Genomic DNA, 19,804 nt, shown 5'->3' with positions numbered 1-19,804 from the left:
CGCCTCGTTGCGCTCGTGGGGTGCGTTGATACCCCTCTCCCTCCCCTCGGCCCGGCCCCCCGACGCCGGGGGGGCCGGCCCGCCTCCCGCGGGCCGGCGCCGCTCGGTGCCCGGCGCTCAGGGAACCGTCCGGTCGTGTTTCGCACTCGCAAGCCGGCGCGCCACCGCCCCCGTGAAGCGGATCGCCTCACTCACCGCCGGCACGGGGTCGTCCAGGCTGAGCCAGGCCCGCTCCGTGGGCCTGACGTGCAGGAGGTCGGGGGGCAGTCGGCGTTCCGTGCGCAGCCATGCCGCCACCGACGGCAGATCCAGTTGCCCCGCGACGAAGATCCGCCCTTCGACCTGAGGACCCTCGGGTATGTCCCGGCCGGTCAGATCGAGATGCAGCGCGCGGACGACATCGACTCCGTGGACGTTCTCGAAGAGACGGAACTGGGCGCCGGTACGGGGGTTGAAGTCCACCAGTTTGTACTGCGCGTCCCTGCGGTCGTAGCGCCAGTCGAGGTCCGCCACCCCGCTGTAGCCGATGCTTCGGCACAGACGGTCCGCCAGTTCGGCCAGCTCCGGGTTGCGCAGCGCCACAGCTCGGGTGGTCACTCCGGCGTACGGGGGCCAGGACCGTATCTTCAGGCCAGTGAACAGGACCCGCGGCACACCGCCCGGCCCACAGTAGAGATGGGTGATCCAGTCCTCCGCCTGCCGCCTGGGGATGTACTCCTGCATCAGGACGGGCGGCAGCGCCGTCCTGAAGCGGGCGAGCAGTTCCCGCTCGTCGCGCACCACCGTGGTGCCGCAGACGGCGGGCGTGCGCAGACGGCTGAACGGCCCCAGGTTCTTCAGCACCAACGGGTAGCCGAGTTCTCGCCCCGCGTCGACCATCTCGGCACGGTCCGCCGGGGCCAGTGACCGAGGCGTCGGCACACCGCTCTCGGTACAGGTCCTGTGCATGGTCGCCTTTCCCGCCAGAAGGCGCGGCAGTCCGGCCGGCACGGGGGGAAGCAGGAACCACTCCGCCAGCCGGTCGGCGTGCTCCGCCAGCACGACCGCCGCCTCGTCATCGGTCGGCACCGGTACGCACCGCCTGCCGATCGTTCGTCCGATCGCAAGCAGCGCGTCCCTGAGCCGTTCCGGGTCCTCCGCCCCCGTCGTCGGCCGGACGAACCCGCGGGTCACATGACGCGAGAGCGCGACCGGGGTGAAGCGGTCCTCGACGATCGCATACACCGGCACCTTGAGGCGCCCGACCGTGCGGACGACGCCCAGGCTGCCGTGATGCTGCGGATAGCGGCCGACTTTGGCGAGGAGCACGGGCACCTCGTCGTCGAGCAAAAGGACCACCCCTCGCTCCTTTCGAAAGGAACCGGCGCGGGAGGGGATCTACCATGGGGAAGTGATATGTCGCATTTCTTTCATTATCCCGAAAAGCGCGGACACCGCTGCGCCGAAGGGGCGCGATACGAGGCCCACCCCCGTCATGCTCCGGCTGAGCGGTCTGCTGCCCCTCTACTTCCCCCGGCTGTTGGGGGGCGTGGACGACCGCCTCAGGGCCCGGCAGTTGGTACGGGGTATGGGCATGTGCGACATCACCGTGATCCGGCGTCCGTCCCGGATCCAAGGGAATCTCCTGGTGTTCCGGCTGCGGCAGGGCCCACGGGACCTCGTCGTCAAACATCCGCGAGACGGACGGGGGGCCGCCACCGTCGCCCGCGAGCGGAGGGCTCTGCAACAGCTCCGCGCCGACGAGCGACTGGGCCCCTGGCGCCCTCTGCTGCCCCGGACGGTCGACTCCGGACCGCGGCTGTCCGGAACGCTCGTGCAGAGCAGGCTGCCGGGTACCCTGGCGGAGCGGCTGATCCGGGAGGGCCCGCAGGACCCTGGCCGCGCCGCCGCGCCCGCCCTGCGCCTGCTGGCGGACCTGAGGTGCGCGACGGGCCGTCGCCGCCCGGCAGCCGAACGGACCGCCTGCTGGTGCGCGCCACAACTGGCGGTCCTCCGCGCGGAGATCCCCTCCTACGGCGCGGGCCGCGGAGCGGCGGCACTGCAGGCGCTGCGCCGTCGACTGGACGCGGCACTGGCCGGCGCCGTGCTCACCGAGGGGTGGACCCACGGCGACTACCACGCGGGCAACGTGCTGCTCGAAGGCGACCCGCTGCGGGTCAGCGGTGTCTTCGACTGGGGCAACGCCCAGGCGGACGGTCCCTGTGAGATCGACGCCTACACCTTCGTCCTGGCCCTGCGCAGCATGCTCACGGGGCGCCCGCACGGTGTCATCGTCGCCGACTCGCTGCGCACCGGCCGACTGCCCGACGGCGACGCCGCCCTTCTCGCACTGGCCGGAGTGGATCCCGACCGGGACATCGGCGACCCGTCGGCTCTCGCCCTGCTGACCTGGCTGTGGCATGTCGCAGGCAACCTCCGCAAGTCGCCTAGGTTCGGCCGCAGTCACTGGTGGCTCACCGCGACCGTCGCCCCCGTCCTGAGGGAGAGCTGCCGATGGGCCCGCGCCGCTGACACACACCTTCGCCGCTGATCCCGTCAACGGGCGCACCGCGCCCCGAGCAAGCCCCGAGGAGGCAGTGCGCATGCCCGAGAAACCCGTCGTCGTCATCGGTGCCGGCCCCTACGGGCTGGCGACGGCCGCCTGGCTGAGCGTGACCGGGGTGCGACGACGCGTCTTCGGTGACCCGATGGAGAGCTGGTGCACGCACATGCCGCAGGGCATGTACCTCAAGTCGGTACCCACGGCCTCGTCCATCTCCGCGCCGGAGTCCGGATACCGCTTCGAGGACTTCCGCGTCTCCCGGGGGCTCGCACCCGTGGGAGACCGGTATCCCATCCCCGTCGAGGAGTTCATCGCCTACGGACGGTGGTTCCAGGAGCGCCGGGTGCCCGAGGTGGAACGGCGCACGGTACGCACCGTGCAGGCCGTTGACGGACTCTTCGGTGTCACCCTCGACTCCGGCGAGCAGTTCCTCGCCCAGCAGGTGGTGATGGCCACCGGACAGGTCGCCTTCGCTCACGAGCCGCCGGAACTGCGCGGGGCCCTCCCCGACGGCCTGGTCTCCCACGCCAGTGGGCACCGTGATCTGAAGCGCTTCGAGGGACAGCGGGTCGCCGTCCTCGGTGCCGGGCAGTCCGCCCTGGAGAGCGCCGCCCTGCTGCACGAGGCGGGCGCCTTCCCCACCGTGGTCGCCCGCGCCGGTTCCCTGGCGTTCGGATCTCCCCCGGCCACCGACCGGCCGGCCGACCGGCCTCGCCCCGTACGGCTGGCGAAACCCGGTTCACCGCTGGGTCCCGGATGGTCCCTGGTGGCCTGCAGCTACGGCGGAGCCGCCTACCGGCATCTGCCGGAGGGGGTACGGATCCGGCTGCTCCACCGCGTGCTCGGACCGTCCGGTGCCTGGTGGCTGCGACAGCGCGTGGAGGGACGCGTCCCGGTGCTGTGCGGCCGTACGGTGTACTCGGCACGAGCCGAGGACGGGACGGTGCGCCTCGAGGTGGTGGACGCCGCCGGAGGCGGGGAGACGCTGCGGGCCGACCATCTGCTGCTTGCCACGGGCTACCGCGTGGACGTCGACCGGCTGGGCCTGTTGACGTCAGAACTCCGCCGAGAGGTGGAGACCTCCCAGGGCGCCCCACGCCTCTCCTCGGGGATGGAGTCCTCCGTGCCCGGCCTGTTCTTCACCGGGCTGGCCGCCGCCCCGACCTTCGGGCCAGTTCTGCGGTTCGTCGCAGGTACGGGACTTGCCGCGCGCAGGGTCGCCCATGGCGTCGTCGCGGGCGCGGACCGCTGACCCGCGCCCCGGTCGGTGCCGCCGGGTCAGGCAGGAAGAGCCCGGTACGGTCGCCCCACGGAAGCCCTCAGCCTGCGGTAGGCCCGCCATCCCCGGGTGCGCATGCCCTCGGCGAACGGCGCGACGGGGGCACCCTCGGCACGGGTCCACTGGCCGAAGCGCTCCCGACTCGTGTCGGTCCGCACCATGAGCCGGGCGAACCACAGCGGGTCGTCCCGGGGCGAGCTGTGGGCCGAAGCGGCTCGGATGGCGGCGGCGGAGGTCCATCCCGACTCCCCCACCAGCGCGCGGACGCGGCTGCTCGAGTAGCCGTGCGGGTAGGCGAACGCGTCGAGGGCGTGACCGAGAGTGTCCTCGAGTTCCCGCTTGCATCCGCCGACTTCCTCCCGCACGGCCTTCCGCGGCAGGGTGTCGAGTTGCGGATGGGTCCTGCTGTGACCGCCGATCTCGAATCCGGCCGCGTCCAGTTCCCGGACCTGGGCCCAACTCAGCATCTCGACCGACGGAAAGGGCCCGCGGCACGACCTCTGTCCGGGCATCCTCAGGGCGCCGGTGGTGACATACAGCGTGGCCGGGAGTCCCCGGGCGTGGAGCAGCGGAGCCACCGTGGAGGCGAAATCCGCGTATCCGTCGTCGAAGGTCAGCACGGCCGACCGGGGCGGTGGCTGGGGTCCTCCGAGCAGCGCCGCCACCAACTGCCCCAGCGGGACCGGGCGCAGACCGCTGTCGGCGATCATGTCCAGCTGTTCCACGAACGTGCGAGGAGTCACCGTGAACGGCGCGAGCCATGACGGGGGGTCGTCGGACACGGCGTGGTAGAGGAAGACGGGTATGGCGTTCATGACCTGTCCGCATCCCGTGTCCCCGACGAGCGGAGCCGTCCGACGAGGTAGCCGGTGCCGGTCGCGCAGACCCCCGCGGAGAGCGCCCCCAGAGTGCGCACGGCACCGGGACGCCCCGTTCGGCGCAGGTTTCTGACCAGGGCCCGCGGAATGGTGGAGCGCAGGTAGGCGCGCTCACTGGTCAGGGCCGGCCCGCTGCCGTCGTACCGCGCGACCAGCGCCTTGGACCGTCCCTCGCCGTAGCAGCGGGACCGGAAGTACGACCAGCGGGTGCGGGCCTCGGGGACCCGGTGGCGCACCGCCGCCGCCGGCTCGTACAGCAGGACGGCGTCAGGTCGGCGGGCCGTGATGCGCAGACACAGATCCGTCTCCTCGCAGCCCGCGGTCGGCCGGTCGCTCACCCTGCCGAGGGTGTCGAGGAATCCGCCGACCGCGAGCAGCTCCGTTCTGCGGAAGGACATGTTGGCCCCGATGAAGTTGCGCACGGGAGCGGTCCGTTCGGGCAGTCCCCGGTACGAGCAGCCCACCACCCAGTCGAACTCCGGCGGGAACCACACCGGGCGCCGGGTGGACCAGCGCGGCCTGACCAGTCCGCCCACTCCCACCACCCTCGGGTCTTCGTACGGTGCCAGCAGACGCTCGGTCCATTGCGGTTCCGCCGCCGCGTCGTCGTCGAGGAAGGCGACCACGTCGCCGTGCGAGACCGCGACGCCCGTGTTGCGTGCCCCGGACAGGCCGCGGGGGCCGCTGCTGGGCACCACCCGGACACCCGACAGCTCCCTCGCCGCCCGCTCGTACAGCGGCCGGCAGTGGTCGACGACCAGCACGATCTCGTCCGGGGGGTTGCGCTGGGTCCGCACCGACGTGACGGCGGCCCGCAGGTCGTCCCACCTCTCGAGGGTGTAGGCGCAGACGACCACCGTGAGGGTGACGGAGGGTCGGGAGGAGGGCATCGCGTCGTTCATGAGGACCTCTTGTCCGGTCCGGTCGGAGTGCGGAGTCAGGAGCGGTCGCCGGTGAGACGTCCACGCAGATAGCCGAAGGGTCCGTACGCCATTCCGCGCAGTTCCAGGAATGCGAGGCGTCGTGACCAGCAGGCCTCGGGATCGGCGCCGCGCGCACGCGATCGGGCCATGGCGTGGCGGATACCACCCGGGAGCCTGCGCAGCAGGGTCGGCAGCCTGCGCGGGTCGCCCGCCATCGCCGCCGTGAGGTAGGCGGTGAGTCCTGCCCCGTATCCGAAGGCCTGTGCGGTCACGGCGTCCGGTGTCCGGCGGTGCCGGTGCCAGACGATGGCATCCGGCTGGTAGGCCAGTGCGTGACCGGCGCTCAGGACCTCGAAGAAGGCGAGCAGATCGTCACCGCCGCGCGCAGGGGTTCCGGCGCCGGTGGCGGTGTCGAAACCGCCCAGGGAGCGCAGTACGCCGACCCGGAAGGCCATGTTGGCGCCGGAACCGAAACGCCCGGCGGTGAAGGGGAAGAGAGGGTCGGCCGAGGGCTCGGACAGCGACCATGCGCACGGCGTGCAGCCCTTGGCGAAGCCTCCCTGCCGTTCGAGCGCGGCCTGTGCCGGCGTCTCCAGTTCTGCGGGGACGATCAGTCCGGTGACGCAGCCGGCTCGCGGTTCCCGAACGAACGTCTCGGCCAGGGCGGCGAGCCATCCGGAGTCGACGAGTGTGTCGTCGTCCGTGAAGGCGACGACGGATCCCTCGGTGTGGGCGAGTCCCCGGTTGTGGGCCCGGGCCAGTCCGGCGACAGGTTCGCGGACGTAGCGGACCTGCCCACGGAACTGCCGGCGGACCAGGGCTTCGGCCGCGTCGTCGGCCGGGTCGTTGTCGACGACGACGATCTCGAACCCGGGGTAGTCCTGCCGCAGCAGCGAACGGAGGCAGTGGCGCAGTTGCTCCGGGCGGTCGTGGGTGGCCACGACCACGCTGATGAAGGGCGCCTGCCCCAGCGCGCGGCGCCTCGCGGCCTGGCACGGGGGCCACGCGGCGGTGCGGGCGTCGGAGGCCTGCGCTCGGTCCGCCTCCTGATGCCGGGCGAGCTGTTCCGCCAACTCCCCGTGCGCCGCCCGGCTGACCGCTCGCCACAGGCCGCCGGGGCCGGAGGCGTTCACCGCGTCGACCATGCCCAGTGGATGGCCGTGGAGTCGTACGAGGGCGCGCACCGGCCCCTCCGGCTCCGCCGGCAACGGACCGGCGGGGGACCGGAGTTCGCCCGGGCGCCCCAGGTCGACATCGAGGACACGGATTCCGTACCGGACACCGGTGCGCACCGCGACGGAGGTCATGACGCGGTGCCCACGCTCGCGGCTGAGGAGTGCGCACCCGGCCGCTCCGAGATCAGGGTTCGCAGCACCCGGCGGCCGTCCGTGATGGCGTGCAGGTTGGAACGGCCGTTGCGCCGGGGCAGTTCGAGGCTGGGGACCTCGGCGATGCGCAGCCCGGAACGCAGGGCGTGCACGATCATCTCGGTCTCGATCTCGAATCCGGTGGCGTGCAGGTCCAACTGGTCGAGGAAGCTCCTGCGGAAGGCGCAGAAGCCGTAGCACAGGTCGGTCAGGGACGCGTGGTAGAGCCGGTTGACAGCCGCCAGCAGCATCTGGTTGCCCAGCCGCCTGATGGTGGTGATGTCCAGGGAGCCGCCGCCCTCGACGAACCTGGAGCCCTTGACGAAGTCGTAGCCGTTCTGGAGGAAGTGCAGGTAATGAGGGATCTCGGTCGGCGACATGCTGCCGTCGGCGTCCATCATCACCACGTTGTCGCCGGTCGCCGCGAGAAAGCCCGCACGCAGGGCGTTGCCCTTGCCCGGGCCGTTCTGCCGGACGAAGCGCACGGCGGGCAGGCAGTGCCGGGCCATGGGGACCGTCGCGTCGCTGGAGTCCCCGTCGACGAGGATCACCTCGTCGACGCACGCCGGGATCTGCTCGAAGACCCAGGGGATGTTCCGGGCCTCGTTGAGCGCCGGAACGACCAGGCTCACCGTGGCCCCCTGCCTGCCCCCACTGCTGGTGATCCAGTCGCTGTACACGATCTCGCACCTCCGGAACTACGCCATATGCTTACGCCGTATATTTCTACCTTCGTCCCGGTTTGGGCGTTCGTCAAGTGCATCCGGCGGTAATTCCCCGAGTGCTGCCGCGGTCTCTGGGCCGCGCGGGGGCCGGTGTCGGCCGGTCACTGCTGCCAGACCCGCACCCAGTCGACCCTCATGCGGGCCTCCCGCACCGAGGGCGGCGGAGAGTGCGGGAGCCCGACCGCCAGATCGACCAGGACCTCCATGGGCACGTGCGGGACAGCCTCGGGGTCGGTCACCCTGAACCGTGCGGCGCCGTCCACGAACCAGGTGAGCTCCTGTCTGGTCCACAGCAGCCCGAACACGTGGTACCCGGCGGGGAAGTCCTCCGGGCCGTAGGTCCCCCGCTCCGTGCGTCGCGCGCCGTCCCCGCCCCGCCAGTGGGTGGACATCAGGACCTGGCGGGTGCTTCCCAGGAACTCCATGACATCCAGCTCGGGTGGCGTGTGCCGGGACGCGGGCATCATCCAGAAGGCCGGGAACATGCCGGCCTGGGAGGGAATCCTGATGGCGGACTCGAAGTATCCGTAGGTGAAGGTCCTGCGGGGGCGGCCGTCCCAGTGGTCACGGCCGGTCGAGATCATGCCGGAGGTCCACGGATAGGTCTTGCCGTCGCTGCCGCGGGTGGTGCGACGGACAGCGGTCAGGGAGAGAGTGCCGTTCCCCACGGTGACCTGCCCGGGCAGGTACCACTGCTCCTCGTGGTTGCTGCTGTTGGTGCAGCCCTTGCGGTTCCAGTCGTAGCAGGTGGCCCAGCGGCGGGTGTCGAGGGACGATCCGTCGAACTCGTCGTGGAAGACCAGCTTCCAGTGGCCCGGGGCGGGCGGCTGCCTGCTCGTGCCACCGTTGCCGCAGGCCGTCGCCAGCAGCAGCACGGCAACGGCGAGCGCCCACCGGACCCAGCCCACCCGCATGGCTATCGCCGGCCGCCCGGGCGCGCCGGCCGGCCCGCGGCCCGGCTGTCGCTGGACGGGCCGGAGTCCGAGGATGCTCCCTCCGGTGGAGGCGGCCGGGACGGGTCGGCCGGCGGTCCCAAGGGATCGGGAGCCGGATCCCGCCGCGAGGCCCGGGCGCCCCCGCGGCCGCGCGGTACGGGCGGCAGGGCCAGCGCGGAGGTGACGAAGGCCAGTGTCGCCAGGGCCCGGAGGGTCGTGAAGACGCCGTTCAGATAGAGGGGCACGACGACCAGGACCGCCAGCGCGACGCTGACCACCACGGCCAGGACGGCCGTCTCCAGCACGGGCGTCCACCCGGTCTCACGCTCCACCGGCGGCCGCGCCCACCGACTGGCCGCCAGCCCGGGGCAGACCAGCAGAAACAGCGTCGCCACCAGGACACGCAGGACACTTCCGGCCGGAAGTCCGCTCGCGGCCACGGCCAGCCAGCCGGACACCGCGAGGGCGCACCGGAGTGGGAGTGCCCAGCGCGCCGAGGCGCCCGTGCGGAGCAGGGTCATCGTCCCCCTCCCTTGGCCGGGTTCTCGTAGCGGTAGACCACGGCGTCCTGGTTGCGGAAGACGGTCGTGAAGCCGTGCGCCTTCTCGATCTGGGACTCGAGCCGTTGCACGGTGTCGGCGGGCAGCGTCCCGTTCAGATAGCACTCTGCGGCCTGTGCCCTGCTCAGCACGATGTAGGCCGGCTTCGCGGCGGTGGTGTGCGCCAGGAACGGCTCCAGGCCGGCCAGCGGATTCCGGGCCAGCTGCTGCCGGTCGCTGAGTTCCTGCTCGTCGAGCTGAACATGGGGGTGCTTGTCGTAGTGGGCGTCCAGACCCGGAACGGCAGACGTCACGGAGACGATCAGGGACCCGGGACGCGTGGACGTGACGAACCGGCCGGCGGAGACCTCGTCCTTGGTGAAGTAGTTCGCCGCTTCCTTGCCGTAGTAGCCGAAGAGCAGACCGCCGAGCAGGGCCAGCAGCACCGGGGTGACGGCGAGGACGCGCAGCAGCGGTCTGCGGTCCCACGGGAAGAACAGCGCGGCGACGAGGAGGGCGGCCGCGGGCAACGCGAACAGATAGGCGCGGAAGATCATCTCGCCGCCGTAGGCGTTGGCGACCAGGAGCGGCAGGGGAGCCAGGACGAGCAGCGGTAGGCCGGTACGACGGGTCCACCGGCGAGTCAGGAAGGCGACGGCCGCCAGCAGGAAGACCGCAGCGGACAGCCCACGGTCGACCCAGGACACCTCCACCTGGCCAGGCGCCGCAGTACCCAACTGGGCCAGTCCGGACACCACGTTGGCGTCGGGCTGCACCAGCGCGCCGAGGAACTGGTGCAAGTTGGAGGAGACATAGGATCTGGCGACGGTGGTGTCCCACACCGCCGTCAGCAGCACCGCCCCGGCAGCGACCGGCAGCACCACACGCCGGTTGCGGCGCGGAAGGGACAGCGCGACCAGTGCGCTGATCATCATCAGGGGTGTGAGGGGGTGCGAGCAGATGATCACACCTTCGAGCAGCAGCGCGACCGCGAACCTGCCGACGGTCCAGCCGATGGGCGTGGCGGCGGGGAGCCGGCGCGCCGAGGAGGGCAGCTGCGCCATGACCAGGGCGATCAGCGTCACGAAGAGCAGGAACGCGAACGCCTGGGGAGCGAAGTAGTCCTGTCCCACCCAGGAGCACGAGTAGAAGATCCACGCGGCTCCCCAGATCAGCCGCCTGTCCCGCGTCACCGCTCGGTAGACCAGCAGCAGGGGGGCGAGCAGCAGCAGGTTGAAGACCGGAGGGGCCCAGGCCGCGTAACCGAGCGCCGAGTCCAGGCCCGTCGCCTGGAGGAAGAACGCGTTGAGCTGGAAGAAGCCGGGCCACTGGTTGTAGAGCTCGAGCTTGCCCGCGTTGGGGACCGTACCGCCGTTCCTGATCACCGCGTCGACGATCGCGACATGTTTCCAGGCCCAGCCGTAGCGCAGGGTCGGATAGAGCAGCGAGGGCGTGGCGTGGATGACCGCGATCAGTGCCAGGACGTAGCCCGCGAACCAGCCGTTGGGCGTGCGCCGGTCGGAGAGCGCCGTGCAGAAGCCGAGAGCGAGCAGACCGAGAGCGACCCAGAACACCACGGGCAGCACCTGCAGCAGCCCCAGGTCCTTCATGCGGCTGAGGTCCACACCGCGCAGGGAGGCGAGCCACAGGCCGAGCGAGACGGGCAGTGCCACACGCACCCACACCTGGCGCGTGGTGTACGGCCTCTCCCGCCGGCGCGCCGTGGACGGACCGGCCGGACCGGACCGTCGGGCGCCGGTTTTGGTACGCGGCCCCGTTCGATGACCGCTCGTCTGCGTCGGGTACCTGCCCATGCGGATGCCTCCCGCAGAGCGGATCATGTGTGCCGAAAAACAGTTGGACATCACGTTACTTTCATTCGCCGCGACCGGCAGTTCGTGGCGGTCCGCGGCCGGCGCCGCTCCGGTCGCAGCCCGGTCGCTTCCGACTTAGGCTGAGCGGAACGAAGCCCGGAACCACGACGATGCGTAGGCGCCGCATGGAGTCACGGCAGACGCGGACAGCAGCCACCGACGGGCGCGCACGATGAGTTCGGGCCTGGGCAGACGCCTGAGGGGTGCCGACGGGGCGGCGGGGCCGCAGTCCAAGGACCAGTTGCTGCGCAACGGCCATGTGCTGACCTTCAACTCGGTGCTGACCGCCGCCCTGGGGGCGGGCTACTGGGCGTTCGCCGCCCGCAACTACGACGCCGACACGGTGGGCCGCAACTACTCGGCGGTGTCGGCGATGATGCTGCTCGCCGGAGTGGGCCAGCTCAACCTGACCAACGTGCTGCTCCGGTTCGTCCCCACGGCGGCGGGTCGCACCCGGCGGCTGGTCACCAGGGCCTATCTGGCGGCCTGTGCCACGACCGTGCTGCTCGCGGGGGCGTTCCTGCTGCTGCAGCCGGTGCTCTCTCCGGGGCTGCACTTCCTCCATGACCCGCTGCTCGGGCCGTGCTTCGTGCTGGCGAGCGCGGCGTACGCGGTCTTCGTCATCCAGGACGGAGTGCTGACCGGGCTGCGGCGCACGGACTGGGTGGTGCTGGAGAACGCCGTGTTCTCCGTGGTGAAGATCGTGCTCGTGGGGGTGCTGGCCGTCGTCCTGCCGTCGAGCGGAATCCTTCTGTCGTGGACGATCGCCATCGCCGTCGCCGTCACCCTCACCAACGGGTTCCTGTACACGCGGGCCTTCCCCCGGCACGCCATGACCGCGCTGGACGAGCGGGCCGACGTCAGCAGGCCGACGGGCGGGTACATCATGGCGGACTACGTCGCCGCGCTGTTCTGGCTCGGCGCGACCGCCCTGCTCCCGGTGCTCGTCCTCAACCGGCTCGGCCCGGACCAGGCGGCGTACTTCTCCCTGGCCTGGCTCGCGGGATTCTCGCTCTACCAATTGAACGCCAGCATGGGCGAGTCGCTCATCGTGGAGGCGGCGAACGATCCTGCTCAACTGGTCAAGCAGTGCCACAAGGTGCTGCGGCACACCGGCATGCTCCTGACAGCGGGAACGGTGGTGCTCTGCGCGGCGGCACCCTTGGTGCTGCGGGTGTTCGGCGCCGACTACGCACGAAACGGCGCCGGACTGCTCAGGCTGGTGGCTCTGTCGGCCCTTCCCAATCTGGTGGTGATCATCGCCGTCAGCGCCTGCCGTGCCCAGCGCCGGCTGCGCATGCTGATGGGCATCCTGGCACTGGTCTGCTCACTGTCGACCGCGCTGTCGCTGGTGCTCCTGCCGGTGCTGGGCATCGAAGGGGTCGGCGCGGGCTGGCTCATCGCACAGACCACGGTGGCTTTGTGGCTGTGGTGGCAAAAGCGGCTATGGCTGCCCGTCGGCCGGTCGGCGCCGCGAACGGGACGCAGGAGACGAGTCACCACCGGGGACGGCTGACCGCTCCGGCCCATCCGGTCTCAGCGAGAACCCTCAGTTCCCCGCCCGGAAATCCAATGCTCCATGGCTCCACGCACTATGTCCATCCGGCTCTGCAGGCGCGTCAGCGGCTCCCGTTCCAGCCGGTACTCCGTCAGGGGCCACTCCTTGGCGCCGAGGCGGGCCTTGAACTGCTTCAACGAAGCGATCCCGCCGGACTCCCCCATCTCGTAGTAGCGGCAACCCACCTCGCAGGCCTCCTCGATGGCGCGGAGATGAAGAAGGTAGTTCGCCCTCAGCCGGCCGGCGGTCTCCTTGTCGCTGTAGCCGCGCCAGTAGACGCCGACCTCACCGTGGAGCAGCGTGATCATCGCAGCCACCGGTCCGGTCTCAGTGGTGGCGACCCGGACGCGGCAGGCACCCGGGAGCGCAGCGGCGACCGCCTGGAACTTGGCAAGCGGCTCCATGCGCTTGCCTCGCCTTCGCATCACGGCTGGGGGTACGTGCCGTTCCCGCGCCAGCCGGTCAAGCCACCGCAGGTAAAGGTCGTAGAAGCGCTCGACCAATCGCGGCGAGTTCCCGGTCTCAATGATCAGCCCGGCCTCCTCGGACCTGCTTTCTGCGACACGCATGTGCCTTCGCGTGTTGGCCGACCATCGCTTGGACCATATGGCGTCCATACCGCCGTCGAGGTCGAGTACGTGCACGGTGCGCGGCACGGAGACGAATGCCGGCATGGGGCCCGGCCACGCGCTTGCGGCGTCGAAGGAGGGACGAAGTCTGGTGCGCAGCGCCCGCTCGGCGACGAGGTCGGCGAGAACGAGGTCGACCTCGTGGGGCCGTACCCCTCCGGGCGCCAGAATGCCTCCCGTGCCCCAGCCGGGAGGAAGCGACGCCCGCACGGCAAGCAGGTGGGGCCGCGCCGGGCGGCACACCATGGGCAGGACGAGCTCCCGGCCCTCATCAGTGCGGTAAAGCCGACCAGCGTCCTTCCAGCCGCCGACCGTGCACAGGCAGTCCAGCCATTCGGGCAGGTGGAACACCATGGCTGCGGGGTCGGCCTCGAGAACCCGCACCCAGGTCTCTCGTGGAACCGGACTCGTCACCCGTACCGGCCCCATGCCTGTACGGACATCCCATTCCCGCGATTCGTGCGGCTGCACCTGGTGATCCATCTCCGCCTCCTCACGTCGTGGACTCGTCCGTCAGCGGAGAGCCTCACGCGCCACCGCAAGCCTGGCCAGCCGGGCAAGCATTCCCGCCCGGCCGGCCTCGGGCACTGCCAGCAGGGCCGTCAGTGCCGTGTCGGCAGGGGACAGCACAGGCGCGCGGCAGCGCGGACAGCCGCCCGGGCGGTGCCCCAGCAGTCGCCCGACCGCGTCGGCCAGCCCGGCCTGGCAGGGCCGGCGCAGGACCGTGAGCCCCGCCGCCCGAACCGCCGGGGCGGCGTTGCCCGGTGCAATGCCGTTGCGGGCCCACCGCAGTAGCGGGATGTCGGGGGCACTGTCCCCCACCGCCAGCGCCGGACGGGTCCCGGCAGGGGCGCCGAGCAGGTTCAGCAGCGCCGCGAGGCCCGCTGCCTTGTCGACTCCCTCAGGAACGAAGTCGGTCTGGCTCTCGCCTTGGACGACGGCGAAACCAACGGCTTCGGGACGGCGGGTCACCGTGCGCAGGGTCGCGTCGTCCAGCGCTCTGCGCCCCCTGCCAGAGCCCCGATACGCCCGTACGCACCGCCGGTACTGCGGGTCAAGTGTCACGGACGGCAGCTCTGACAGCAGACCGGTCAGCGCCGCGGGGTCGGGCCCGGTCGCGAGTGAGGTCTCGCGGTCACGCGCGGCGTCGTACACCACAGCGCCGTACTCGGCGACACCACCGGGCAGCCCATAGGCACGGCAACGGTCGCGCACCTCCGGTACCGGACGCCCGGTGGCGAGCACCACCTGGTGCCCATGGGCGAGCAGCCCCCGCAAGGCAAGCATCCCGGTCGGTGTGGGGGCCGGGGCGCCGGACAGGTCCGTCTCCAGCACACCATCCACGTCCAGAGCACACCATGCACCCGGCAGTCGAGTGTGCAGTTGCGGGAGATCGGCGCCCTGGAGATCGAGGTCCCCCAGATAGAGGCCGGCGAGGTACTCCTGAACGGCCCGGGACCGCGTTCGCCGGGCGATGGCCTCGTGCCCAGCGAAGCCGGGGCCCGAGCGAGCGAGTCGCTCGGCGTTCCAGCCGTGCACAGCCTGGTACACACACCATCGGGCGGCCGGGATCTGGGTGCCGGTGATCCGTTCATAGTCGGCCATCAGCTGGTCGGCGTGCTCGGGCAGAGCTTGCGCCGCGCCTGCCAGATCGTAGAGCGCATCGTAGTCTGCCAGGTCCAGATGGCTGAAGAACCCTTCATCGAAGTCGGCCTTAGCCCATCCCTCGGGACCCGGCCACCAGCGTCCGAACGCCGTCTGCCCGTCCACCAGTGAGGCCGCGTCGGTGCGCATCAGGTCACGCAGCAGCGGGTCGATCAGCAGCGGTCTCAGAGGGCCCGCCAGCCGTCCGCACCTGTCGGCCAGCACCCGCGCGCCAACCTCCCAGACCGGTTGACGTCCCTTCAGCAGCGAGCTGCGATCGGCTGCGAGCGGCAGCCGCTCACGACGCCGAACGACATAACGCACGACATCCGCCACCAGGACGTGTTGCGTCGGCGCAAGGTCCGACAGCCGGCCCGGCTCCCCCGGCAGGCGGTCCCGCAGGAGCACTCCGTCGTGGAATCCGTTCACCCGGGGCACCAGACCGCCAACCGCGTCGGCGACGGCGACGGCGTGGCGACCGAAATAGCCGGTCCCCGCGCCCTGCGCGACCATGTGCAGTTCCCGCTGTCCGGAGCCTGCGCGAACCACGACAGTGAACGGCACCGCGACGTGGGACCAGCGGGAGGGCAGACCCGGCTCCCCCACCGAAAGCGTCAGCACCTTCTGATCCGGCAGCAACTCGGCCAGACTGCGCCGCAGCTCCTTCTCCCTCAGCCGGTCTCGGATGTGCCAGTCGGACGGTGGCAGGGCGACACTCGGATAACCGGCGATGGATCCCGGAATCGGCCGGTCGCCGAAGACGGCGAGGAGCATGACGACTCGTTCGGGTGGAAAGCCCACACGCCTCAGCCCTTGTGCTGCCGCGGCCAGCGTCTCGCCGGTGGACGGCGGATCGTCGATCAACAGGGCCAGCGCGTCATCGGACCGCGCGGACCGCAGCGCTGCGAAGTCGGCCCACGAGGCCGCTTCCGCGGGCCTGGTGACGCGGAACTCCACCCGCGCGTACCCCTCGGCGCGGAGGGCGGCCGCGGCGAGGGGGGCGAGATAGCCACCCGAGGTGAGCAGGCCGATCACGACAAGCCGACGGCTCCGGTCCGGATACCGGTGGGCGAAGCGTGCGACGAGCTCGACGACGTCGCGGGGATGCTGGTCGAAGCTGCGAAAGCAGGACGGAGGCCGTAGCAGACTGTCCGCGAGCAGCACGTCAACCGGTTCCGGCACTCCGGCCTCTAGACACTCCACGAGCCGCGACACTCGCCCGGTCACCTCGCCCCCGCCCCCGTCACCATGGCATGGAACGGCCATGACGGCGTCCGCCAAGGCGTCGGTCACTTGTTGGGCGCCCGACAGCCAATTCCGCAGACAGCGGTTGGCCGACGAGAGCGCTCCGGCGGTCGCGGCTCCGTTCAAGGCGAGTCGTAGCACTGTACCCGGGCCGGTGCCGTCGAGGTGCCGTGCCGCCCGGCTGATCAGCGAAGAGGTGCCCTTCAGCCGGTCGTGGCAGACCTGGACGATGCCTGCCGAAAAGAGGAAGGCGTCGAGCGGGTCGTCGCGATCCGCAGCCTCGAGAAGCCCGCGATGCAGTTCGGTCACACCTGCGTGCAGATCGGGAACCGGCTGCCGGATGTCTTGCATGTCGCTCTGAGAGATCAAGACTTCTCCTCCCACTCGAACCGGCGCCCGTCGCGAGCCACCAGGCCCGTGCGACCTGCGCAATCGCGACCGTGCTGTTGCCACGTCCCGCACCCGGCGAGAGCGGACTTCAGGCGTCCCGGAAGCGGATCAGGCGTTTGGCGGCGGCTCGCAGACCACGCTCAGCCACGGAGACCGGCAACCGCTCCCGGTAATAGCGGGGAGACGAGAAGCTCTCCGCTCCGAAACGCGCCTTGAAGGCGGCGAGGGAGGACCCGGGCCGGGACTCTCCCATATCGAACCGCCGGCATCCCGCGGCACACGCGTCCTCGATGGCCAACCGGTAAAGCAGGGGAACCGCTTTGACCGGATGTGCCAGATCTCTGTTCATCGCCGCTCGCCACAGCTTGCCGTGCGAGCCATGGCGCAGCACCACGATCGCCGCGGCGGGCTCACCCGCGCGCCAAGCCGTCAATACGGTGCACGAGGTGCCGAACCGGGAAGCCACCGCTTCGAGCCAGCTCTTCGGAAAGGCCCTCGTCCTGCGCCAACGGGCCAGCGCCAGCGGCTCGTGCTGCTGGCGGGCCCAACGTACGATCGACTGCTCGTACAGGTCGTAGAAAACGGGGACGAAACGGCCAGTACGGTCGACGTGCACCTCTAGGTCCGAACGTTCGGCCCTTCGGACCTCGCGCCGCAAGCCCGCATGGAAACGACGCTCCCAGACCGTGTCGAACCCGCCGTCGAGATCCAGCACCTGCGTCATATGAGGCTCCGTCCGGAAGCCGGCGGACGCAGCACCCGCCCACACCTCGGCATCCCCCGGCCGCAACCGCACCCCGACTCGGAAGGCCGGTCGCTGGTCGAGGTCGTCCAGGATCGCTCGTGCCTGGGCCGGGCTGACGCGGCCGGGAGAAACCGGGCCGCCGATACCCCAGGCGGCGGGCCAGGACTCCACCGCGTCCAACCGCTCCGGGCGCTGTCTTCGGCGGACGAGCGGAAGCACGATCTGCCCGCCGTCCTCGAACTCGTACAGCCGGCTGACGTCCCTGTACGGACCCGTGGCGCACACGCTTTCGAGCCAGGCAGGGGTCTGGGTGACGTGCGTCTCCGTGTCGAGGCCAGCCAGTTCCCCCCACGTGTCACGTGAGACGGGGGTGGTGACGTGCACCGGACCGGCCGCAGTGTTGATCAGAAGTCCAGCGGGTGCGTTCACAGTCTTCTCCTGCAGGGGAGTGGGTTCCGCAGGCCGCTGCCAACGGAACGAAGACTCACGTACCTCCATGCGTTGATCGTAAGTAGCCCGGGAGGACCGGGCATCTTGGCGGGCGCCTCCTCCGGTCATGGAGTCCCCTGCGCGAGCACTTCGCTGAGCACGGACACGACGTTGTCGGCAACCCAACGGTGACTGCGCCCGTAGCGGGCCGATTTCGCCACGTTCCCCGCAACGTGCCACAGCCAGGTGAGCAACGTGAACGCAGTCTCGCACTCGGCGTCGGAAGCGAGCTCCCCTGCCTCGGCGAGCAGGCGCCGGTCCTCGGGCAGTAGAGAAGCACGCCGCACCACATCGGCGACGACCTGTCCCAACTGGCGCCTTTCGAGTAGATGGCGCATGGTCAGCACGAAGGTGTGGCAGTCGAGCACGGACGGACCCTCAGGGAGGGCGCCTGCCCAGTCGATCACCCCGCACAACTCCCCATGCCGGCGTGTCAGCAACACGTTTCCGGGATGGAAGTCGCCGTGTGTCCACGCCACCAGCAGACTGCGCCCGGCCAGTGCGCGCACCACGCGGTCACGCAACAACGCCAGGGCTTCCGCGCCCTCGCCCCGGCGGCACCAGCGGACCTCTTCGGCGAGAACGGCCAGTCGAGGGTCCACCCAGTGACCCACCCGGGCCGTCACCACCTCCCTCCGTCCGGTGGCCCGGTGCAGCTCGCGGATCGCTTCGAGCGCGGACACGGTGACCGGTCGGGCCAACTGGGGTGAGCGCTGCAGCAACGTGTCGCCCTCAATGCCGGGCAGCCACTTTTCCACCACCAGCGGCAGCGGCCCTTCCAGACGGCACTCCTCCACCATGGGCAGCAGCCGCCGCCATGCTCCGAGGCTCTCGTCGTGAGCCAGCTGGCGCATGGCATTGCATTCCTCCGCCAGCGACACGACCGCTCGGGAGCTGCGGGGGTGCTTGACCAGGATGGACGGTGCCGCCGCGCCGTCGAGGCGGAATACCAGGAGATCGGAGAGCGTCCGACGCGGCCCGCGTGGACGACCGTAGATTGCGCCGTCGGCGCGGAGGGAATCCGCCAGCCGATGAGCGATCACGAGGTCGACCGGACGGGTCAGCAGACCGGCGGTGTGTATCGGCAGGAACGCCCGCAGCTCCGCTGTCAGGCCCATCCGGCTCTCCTCTCAGCCAGATAGTCCATAAATGCCATGTTATTTGCATTATTGTCGCAACCGAGACACAGGGCCAGTCGCCCGGTCAGCACGTTGCCGCTCACCGGCGCACAACCAGCGGAGTTTCGTATGCCGGGTGGCACCCATTTACGGTGTAAATTGACATGGTGACCTCCTGGTCACGGGCGAGGAGGCATTTGCATGGCACGCGACGTCGGAACAGGACAAGCCCGCCGTGCGAGCGACCGTGGTCGCTACGGCCGGCTGAGCCGGGAGCGTGTGCTGGCCAGCGCGCTGGCGCTGGTGGACCGTGAGGGCCTGTCGGCGCTGAGCATGCGACGGCTGGGCGCCGAGCTCGGTGTGGAGGCGATGGCCCTCTACCGCTACGCGGAAGGAAAGGACGGCCTGCTGGACGGTCTGGTCGAGGCCCTCTATCTGGAGCTGGAGGAGCGGCTGGCCGCCGAGACCGAGGCGGTCGACTGGCGGGCCGGCCTCCATCGCGTCGCCCGGGCGACGTACGACGTCTGCCTCGCCCATCCCCAGGTGGTCCCCCTGCTGACCACGCGCATGCTGGCCGTCCCGCTCGCCCGGCGGCCGCTGGCCGTGCTGAAGGACCACGAGCGGGTGCTCGGGCTGCTCAAGGAGGCCGGGCTGGACAAGGCCCGTACGGCCAACGCCTTCCGCGCCTTCACCGCCTGGCTGCTCGGCTACGTCTCCGTGGAGCTGCGGCCGGTGATCGACAACCCGGACGAACCCGACCCCGCCTTCCGCCTGGGGCTGCATCGCATGCCGCCCCAGGAACTGCCCGGCCTGCGGGAAGCCGCGCCCACCCTCATCGAGCCGGGTGGCACGGAGGGGCTGACCGCCGGACTGGACGCACTGCTCGACCGTTTCGCCGGGGCCGCCTGAGCAGGGCAGGGCGCC

General features: G+C 70.7%; 16 protein-coding genes. 4 read left to right on the top strand and 12 right to left on the bottom strand.

The window, feature by feature from the left end:
• Positions 1 to 117 precede the first annotated feature (117 nt).
• Positions 118 to 1,338, bottom strand: a complete 1,221-nt coding sequence (locus ABZ453_RS42665) for an ATP-grasp domain-containing protein (RefSeq protein WP_359024091.1) — start codon at positions 1,336 to 1,338, stop codon at positions 118 to 120.
• Positions 1,339 to 1,474: 136 nt separating this feature from the next.
• Between ABZ453_RS42665 and ABZ453_RS42660 the strand changes: the two genes are divergently transcribed.
• Both ABZ453_RS42660 and ABZ453_RS42655 read left to right on the top strand, forming a co-directional pair.
• On the top strand, positions 1,475 to 2,530 hold the full coding sequence (locus tag ABZ453_RS42660; RefSeq protein WP_359024089.1) for a phosphotransferase: 1,056 nt from the start codon (positions 1,475 to 1,477) through the stop codon (positions 2,528 to 2,530).
• A 52-nt stretch (positions 2,531 to 2,582) separates the two neighbouring features.
• Positions 2,583 to 3,794, top strand: a complete 1,212-nt coding sequence (locus tag ABZ453_RS42655) for an NAD(P)-binding domain-containing protein (protein ID WP_359024087.1) — start codon at positions 2,583 to 2,585, stop codon at positions 3,792 to 3,794.
• Positions 3,795 to 3,820: 26 nt separating this feature from the next.
• On the opposite strand, the gene ABZ453_RS42650 is transcribed toward ABZ453_RS42655, so the two are convergent.
• The 7 genes from ABZ453_RS42650 to ABZ453_RS42620 all read right to left on the bottom strand — a co-directional run bounded on the left by ABZ453_RS42650 (position 3,821) and on the right by ABZ453_RS42620 (position 10,861).
• Positions 3,821 to 4,636 carry a polysaccharide deacetylase family protein gene (locus ABZ453_RS42650; RefSeq protein WP_359024085.1) on the bottom strand — a complete coding sequence of 272 codons (816 nt, stop codon included), beginning with the start codon at positions 4,634 to 4,636 and terminating at the stop codon, positions 3,821 to 3,823.
• Positions 4,633 to 5,601, bottom strand: coding sequence for a glycosyltransferase family 2 protein (locus ABZ453_RS42645; protein WP_359024083.1), 969 nt, complete (start codon positions 5,599 to 5,601; stop codon positions 4,633 to 4,635). The genes ABZ453_RS42650 and ABZ453_RS42645 overlap by 4 nt, the downstream gene beginning before the upstream one ends.
• 35 nt (positions 5,602 to 5,636) lie before the next feature.
• The gene (locus ABZ453_RS42640; protein ID WP_359024081.1) at positions 5,637 to 6,929 is read right to left on the bottom strand and encodes a glycosyltransferase; all 1,293 of its coding nucleotides are present in this window, start codon (positions 6,927 to 6,929) and stop codon (positions 5,637 to 5,639) included.
• Positions 6,926 to 7,669 (bottom strand): glycosyltransferase family 2 protein, encoded by a 744-nt coding sequence (locus ABZ453_RS42635; RefSeq protein ID WP_359024079.1) that lies wholly within the window; start codon positions 7,667 to 7,669, stop codon positions 6,926 to 6,928. Before ABZ453_RS42635 ends, ABZ453_RS42640 begins: the two co-directional genes overlap by 4 nt.
• A gap of 146 nt (positions 7,670 to 7,815) precedes the next feature.
• Positions 7,816 to 8,628 carry a glycoside hydrolase family 16 protein gene (locus ABZ453_RS42630; protein WP_359024077.1) on the bottom strand — a complete coding sequence of 271 codons (813 nt, stop codon included), beginning with the start codon at positions 8,626 to 8,628 and terminating at the stop codon, positions 7,816 to 7,818.
• Positions 8,629 to 8,630: 2 nt separating this feature from the next.
• A complete protein-coding gene (locus tag ABZ453_RS42625) occupies positions 8,631 to 9,170 on the bottom strand; it encodes a hypothetical protein (protein WP_359024075.1) in 540 nt (179 codons plus the stop codon).
• Positions 9,167 to 10,861: a glycosyltransferase gene (locus ABZ453_RS42620; protein WP_359024074.1), complete on the bottom strand. Its 1,695-nt coding sequence runs from the start codon at positions 10,859 to 10,861 to the stop codon at positions 9,167 to 9,169. The genes ABZ453_RS42625 and ABZ453_RS42620 overlap by 4 nt, the downstream gene beginning before the upstream one ends.
• Before the next feature lie 373 nt (positions 10,862 to 11,234).
• On the opposite strand from ABZ453_RS42620, the gene ABZ453_RS42615 reads away from it, so the two are divergent.
• The gene (locus ABZ453_RS42615; protein ID WP_359024072.1) at positions 11,235 to 12,578 is read left to right on the top strand and encodes a hypothetical protein; all 1,344 of its coding nucleotides are present in this window, start codon (positions 11,235 to 11,237) and stop codon (positions 12,576 to 12,578) included.
• Positions 12,579 to 12,598: 20 nt separating this feature from the next.
• Here the strand turns inward: ABZ453_RS42615 and ABZ453_RS42610 are convergent, their stop codons facing one another.
• The 4 genes from ABZ453_RS42610 to ABZ453_RS42595 form a co-directional block, all read right to left on the bottom strand.
• The gene (locus tag ABZ453_RS42610; protein WP_359024070.1) at positions 12,599 to 13,732 is read right to left on the bottom strand and encodes a GNAT family N-acetyltransferase; all 1,134 of its coding nucleotides are present in this window, start codon (positions 13,730 to 13,732) and stop codon (positions 12,599 to 12,601) included.
• 30 nt (positions 13,733 to 13,762) lie between these two features.
• Complete coding sequence (locus tag ABZ453_RS42605; protein ID WP_359024068.1) at positions 13,763 to 16,507, bottom strand: HAD hydrolase family protein; 2,745 nt, start codon at positions 16,505 to 16,507, stop codon at positions 13,763 to 13,765.
• A 109-nt stretch (positions 16,508 to 16,616) separates the two neighbouring features.
• The gene (locus ABZ453_RS42600) at positions 16,617 to 17,771 is read right to left on the bottom strand and encodes a GNAT family N-acetyltransferase (RefSeq protein ID WP_359024066.1); all 1,155 of its coding nucleotides are present in this window, start codon (positions 17,769 to 17,771) and stop codon (positions 16,617 to 16,619) included.
• Between the two features lie 56 nt (positions 17,772 to 17,827).
• Positions 17,828 to 18,880 (bottom strand): aminoglycoside phosphotransferase family protein, encoded by a 1,053-nt coding sequence (locus tag ABZ453_RS42595; RefSeq protein ID WP_359024064.1) that lies wholly within the window; start codon positions 18,878 to 18,880, stop codon positions 17,828 to 17,830.
• 201 nt (positions 18,881 to 19,081) lie between these two features.
• Here ABZ453_RS42595 and ABZ453_RS42590 point away from each other — a divergent pair, with 201 nt between their 5' ends.
• Positions 19,082 to 19,789: a TetR/AcrR family transcriptional regulator C-terminal domain-containing protein gene (locus ABZ453_RS42590; RefSeq protein ID WP_359024062.1), complete on the top strand. Its 708-nt coding sequence runs from the start codon at positions 19,082 to 19,084 to the stop codon at positions 19,787 to 19,789.
• Positions 19,790 to 19,804: the final 15 nt, after the last annotated feature.

The sequence above is a fragment of the Streptomyces sp. NPDC005799 genome (assembly GCF_040630525.1).
GTDB classification, from domain to species: Bacteria; Actinomycetota; Actinomycetes; order Streptomycetales; family Streptomycetaceae; genus Streptomyces; species Streptomyces griseorubiginosus_B.
The sequence above is the reverse complement of the archived record's forward strand: the minus strand, read 5'-3'. Positions and strand labels throughout refer to the sequence as shown.

Excerpts from the sequence above, each read along its gene's own strand:
- ABZ453_RS42660 (WP_359024089.1), top strand. The coding sequence starts at position 1,475 with ATGCTCCGGCTGAGCGGTCTGCTGCCCCTCTACTTCCCCCGGCTGTTG.
- ABZ453_RS42655 (WP_359024087.1), top strand. The coding sequence starts at position 2,583 with ATGCCCGAGAAACCCGTCGTCGTCATCGGTGCCGGCCCCTACGGGCTG.
- ABZ453_RS42650 (WP_359024085.1), bottom strand. The coding sequence starts at position 4,636 with ATGAACGCCATACCCGTCTTCCTCTACCACGCCGTGTCCGACGACCCC.
- ABZ453_RS42645 (WP_359024083.1), bottom strand. The coding sequence starts at position 5,601 with ATGAACGACGCGATGCCCTCCTCCCGACCCTCCGTCACCCTCACGGTG.
- ABZ453_RS42640 (WP_359024081.1), bottom strand. The coding sequence starts at position 6,929 with ATGACCTCCGTCGCGGTGCGCACCGGTGTCCGGTACGGAATCCGTGTC.
- ABZ453_RS42630 (WP_359024077.1), bottom strand. The coding sequence starts at position 8,628 with ATGCGGGTGGGCTGGGTCCGGTGGGCGCTCGCCGTTGCCGTGCTGCTG.
- ABZ453_RS42625 (WP_359024075.1), bottom strand. The coding sequence starts at position 9,170 with ATGACCCTGCTCCGCACGGGCGCCTCGGCGCGCTGGGCACTCCCACTC.
- ABZ453_RS42615 (WP_359024072.1), top strand. The coding sequence starts at position 11,235 with ATGAGTTCGGGCCTGGGCAGACGCCTGAGGGGTGCCGACGGGGCGGCG.
- ABZ453_RS42610 (WP_359024070.1), bottom strand. The coding sequence starts at position 13,732 with ATGGATCACCAGGTGCAGCCGCACGAATCGCGGGAATGGGATGTCCGT.
- ABZ453_RS42600 (WP_359024066.1), bottom strand. The coding sequence starts at position 17,771 with ATGGAGGTACGTGAGTCTTCGTTCCGTTGGCAGCGGCCTGCGGAACCC.
- ABZ453_RS42595 (WP_359024064.1), bottom strand. The coding sequence starts at position 18,880 with ATGGGCCTGACAGCGGAGCTGCGGGCGTTCCTGCCGATACACACCGCC.
- ABZ453_RS42590 (WP_359024062.1), top strand. The coding sequence starts at position 19,082 with ATGGCACGCGACGTCGGAACAGGACAAGCCCGCCGTGCGAGCGACCGT.